Below are 1,725 nucleotides of genomic sequence, written 5' to 3' on the forward strand. Positions count from 1 at the left end.
TGAGAAAGGGACACGATTCCTCGCGTACGCTCGGAATGACAAAAGAAGCGAAGCACTCGGAATGCCAAAAAAATTCCAACCTCTCCAACACTTTCCAATCTCAAAAACACACTAACCTCTCCAACCCTCTCCATCATACTCTTTCCCATTCAAAGTATGCTATATTCCTTTCTTCCTTGTCAAATTCCACTCCTATTATGTATATCTCTTTGCATCTTTCTTTGTACTTTTCATAATATCTTTTTTCTTTTAGCTGCTCTAGTGCTCCCTTTTTCTCTTTCCCTTCTATTACTTTAAATTCAAATATATAACATTTTTCTTCAAACTTTACCGTTAAATCTATCCTTCCTTTATTTGTTACATCTTCTGCTTTTACCTCTATCCCTAGCGCTGCAAAGTATGCATAAAACACGCTTGCATAAAATCCTTCGTATTTCTCTATGTCATTTTTCCTGTACCAGTCACTTGGTATCGTTGCAAAAAATGCCTGAAATATTTCTTTCATCTTTTCTATTTCTGAGTTTATTAATGCTTCTGAAAGTTCTATCTCACTTTCTGCCTTTTTTTCCGGTTTTTTTGTTATGTAGTTTAGTATGTGATCCATAAATGATGTCCTTACTTCTATATTTGGATATGTAAGATAATATGTCCTTTTCCCAAATATATCTTTGTATCCTTTTATTGTTAAATATCCCGCTTGAAACAAAAGTGTTGTTATGTTCATGGTTTCTATATCAAAGCTTTCTATTATCTCTTCACCCGCCCTAAGATTCTCTATTTCCGGTAGGTAGTATCTTTCTTTCATTAAATGTTTTATTAAAAATGTTGGGGTCCCCGTCTCAAACCAATATGGCCTGTATATCTTTTTATCCAAAAATAACAATACATCAAATGGATTGTATACCTTTTCCCCTAGAAAATTGTACCCATTGTACCACTTTTTCATCTCTTCTTTGTCTACCCATTCTAATAACTCTTTAAATCCTTCTTCTAATTCTTTTTGCGTTATACCACATATGCTCGCATACCTTGGATCAAGTGTTATATCGTTTAAATTGTTCAACCCAGAAAATATCGATACTTTCGAAAATTTGGTTACCCCTGTTATAAATACAAATTTTATATATTCATCTGCATCTTTTATCACTGAATAAAAGTTCTTAAGGCTTTCTCTCATCTCTTTTGCTATCTCTTTCTCTTCTATGTTGTCTAATATCGGCTTGTCATATTCGTCTACTAATATCACTACTTTTTCTTTCTCTTTTTTGTATACCTTTTCTATTAATTCTATAAATCTATTCTTTATACTTTTCTCCTCTAGTTTTATATCGTATCCTTCTGCGTGTTTCCTTAATATCATATCCTGTGTTTCTCTTAGTTCTTCCTCTGTTTTATGTACCCCTGCTCCAAAGGATATATAGATAACAGGATATTTTTTACTCCAATCCCAATTCTTCTCAAGGTATAACCCTTTAAATAGTTCCTTTTTCCCCAAAAATGCTTGCCTTAGCGTGTCTAAAAATAAGCTTTTTCCAAACCTTCTTGGCCGTGAGAGAAAAAAATATCCTGATGTCTCTTCACTTAACATCTTTATAAATCTCGTCTTATCTACATAATAAAACCCCTCATCCTCTCTCAGTTTTGCAAAACTTTGTATCCCTATCGGTAATCTCTTCATATCTTCCACCACCTATTTGGTCTTTACGTATATATTCTAACACTTAA

Annotated in this window: 1 protein-coding gene; it reads right to left on the reverse strand. The window is 33.2% G+C overall.

Annotated features, from left to right (window positions below; all coding sequences use genetic code 11):
* Positions 1-133 precede the first annotated feature (133 nt).
* Positions 134-1,678 (reverse strand): PD-(D/E)XK nuclease domain-containing ATP-binding protein, encoded by a 1,545-nt coding sequence (locus AS157_RS01320; protein ID WP_214494945.1) that lies wholly within the window; start codon positions 1,676-1,678, stop codon positions 134-136.
* Positions 1,679-1,725: the final 47 nt, after the last annotated feature.

Origin of the sequence: Thermosipho sp. 1244 (assembly GCF_018588215.1) — a bacterium.
Taxonomy (GTDB): Bacteria; Thermotogota; Thermotogae; order Thermotogales; family Fervidobacteriaceae; genus Thermosipho; species Thermosipho affectus.

Coding starts and splice junctions, on each gene's coding strand:
- AS157_RS01320 (WP_214494945.1), bottom strand. CDS start 1,678: ATGAAGAGATTACCGATAGGGATACAAAGTTTTGCAAAACTGAGAGAG.